The following is a 2,612-nucleotide window of genomic DNA, read 5'->3' as shown; positions in this document are numbered from 1 at the left end:
GCAAATTCTGTTAATCTGTATCAGGCTGAAAATCTGTCTCTTCGCCAAAACATCTTCGGCGTTGTAAGGTTAAGCCTCACGGTTCATTAGTATCGGTTAGCTCAACGCATCGCTGCGCTTACACACCCGACCTATCAACGTCGTCGTCTTCAACGTTCCTTCAGGAGCCTTAAAGGCTCAGGGAGAACTCATCTCGGGGCAAGTTTCGTGCTTAGATGCTTTCAGCACTTATCTCTTCCGCATTTAGCTACCGGGCAGTGCCATTGGCATGACAACCCGAACACCAGTGATGCGTCCACTCCGGTCCTCTCGTACTAGGAGCAGCCCCCCTCAATTCTCCAGCGCCCACGGCAGATAGGGACCGAACTGTCTCACGACGTTCTAAACCCAGCTCGCGTACCACTTTAAATGGCGAACAGCCATACCCTTGGGACCTACTTCAGCCCCAGGATGTGATGAGCCGACATCGAGGTGCCAAACACCGCCGTCGATATGAACTCTTGGGCGGTATCAGCCTGTTATCCCCGGAGTACCTTTTATCCGTTGAGCGATGGCCCTTCCATTCAGAACCACCGGATCACTATGACCTGCTTTCGCACCTGCTCGAGCCGTCACTCTCGCAGTCAAGCTAGCTTATGCCATTGCACTAACCTCCTGATGTCCGACCAGGATTAGCTAACCTTCGTGCTCCTCCGTTACTCTTTGGGAGGAGACCGCCCCAGTCAAACTACCCACCAGACACTGTCCGCAACCCGGATCACGGGTCTACGTTAGAACACCAGCCATTAAAGGGTGGTATTTCAAGGACGGCTCCATGCAGACTGGCGTCCACACTTCAAAGCCTCCCACCTATCCTACACATCAAGGACCAGTGTTCAGTGTCAAGCTATAGTAAAGGTTCACGGGGTCTTTCCGTCTTGCCGCGGGTACACTGCATCTTCACAGCGAGTTCAATTTCACTGAGTCTCGGGTGGAGACAGCCTGGCCATCATTACGCCATTCGTGCAGGTCGGAACTTACCCGACAAGGAATTTCGCTACCTTAGGACCGTTATAGTTACGGCCGCCGTTTACCGGGGCTTCGATCAAGAGCTTCGCGTTGCCGCTAACCCCATCAATTAACCTTCCGGCACCGGGCAGGCGTCACACCGTATACGTCCACTTTCGTGTTTGCACAGTGCTGTGTTTTTAATAAACAGTTGCAGCCAGCTGGTATCTTCGACTGATTTCAGCTCCACCCGCAGGGGCTTCACCTACATATCAGCGTGCCTTCTCCCGAAGTTACGGCACCATTTTGCCTAGTTCCTTCACCCGAGTTCTCTCAAGCGCCTTGGTATTCTCTACCTGACCACCTGTGTCGGTTTGGGGTACGATTTGATGTTACCTGATGCTTAGAGGCTTTTCCTGGAAGCAGGGCATTTGTTACTTCAGCACCGTAGTGCCTCGTCATCACACCTCAGCGTTAAAAGGTACCGGATTTACCTGGAACCTCCGCCTACATGCTTAAACCGGGACAACCGTCGCCCGGCTAACATAGCCTTCTCCGTCCCCCCTTCGCAGTAACACCAAGTACAGGAATATTAACCTGTTTCCCATCGACTACGCCTTTCGGCCTCGCCTTAGGGGTCGACTCACCCTGCCCCGATTAACGTTGGACAGGAACCCTTGGTCTTCCGGCGAGCGGGCTTTTCACCCGCTTTATCGTTACTTATGTCAGCATTCGCACTTCTGATACCTCCAGCAACCCTCACAGGCCACCTTCAACGGCTTACAGAACGCTCCCCTACCCAACAACACATAGTGTCGCTGCCGCAGCTTCGGTGCATGGTTTAGCCCCGTTACATCTTCCGCGCAGGCCGACTCGACCAGTGAGCTATTACGCTTTCTTTAAATGATGGCTGCTTCTAAGCCAACATCCTGGCTGTCTGTGCCTTCCCACATCGTTTCCCACTTAACCATGACTTTGGGACCTTAGCTGGCGGTCTGGGTTGTTTCCCTCTTCACGACGGACGTTAGCACCCGCCGTGTGTCTCCCGTGATAACATTCTTCGGTATTCGTAGTTTGCATCGGGTTGGTAAGCCGGGATGGCCCCCTAGCCGAAACAGTGCTCTACCCCCGAAGATGAGTTCACGAGGCGCTACCTAAATAGCTTTCGGGGAGAACCAGCTATCTCCCGGTTTGATTGGCCTTTCACCCCCAGCCACAAGTCATCCGCTAATTTTTCAACATTAGTCGGTTCGGTCCTCCAGTTAGTGTTACCCAACCTTCAACCTGCCCATGGCTAGATCACCGGGTTTCGGGTCTATACCCTGCAACTTAACGCCCAGTTAAGACTCGGTTTCCCTTCGGCTCCCCTATACGGTTAACCTTGCTACAGAATATAAGTCGCTGACCCATTATACAAAAGGTACGCAGTCACACCCGAAGGTGCTCCCACTGCTTGTACGTACACGGTTTCAGGTTCTTTTTCACTCCCCTCGCCGGGGTTCTTTTCGCCTTTCCCTCACGGTACTGGTTCACTATCGGTCAGTCAGGAGTATTTAGCCTTGGAGGATGGTCCCCCCATATTCAGACAGGATACCACGTGTCCCGCCCTACTCTTCGAGTTCACA

1 rRNA gene is annotated in these 2,612 nt (G+C 53.0%); it reads right to left on the bottom strand.

Annotation, left to right across the window (positions count from 1 at the left end):
- Positions 1–65: 65 nt before the first annotated feature.
- Positions 66–2,612: ribosomal RNA gene (locus C5687_RS23900) — 23S ribosomal RNA — on the bottom strand; the annotation flags it as partial.

This window comes from Enterobacter sichuanensis (assembly GCF_002939185.1).
GTDB lineage: Bacteria > Pseudomonadota > Gammaproteobacteria > Enterobacterales > Enterobacteriaceae > Enterobacter > Enterobacter sichuanensis.
Note: the sequence above shows the minus strand (reverse complement) of the source record. Positions and strands in the feature narration are given on the sequence as shown.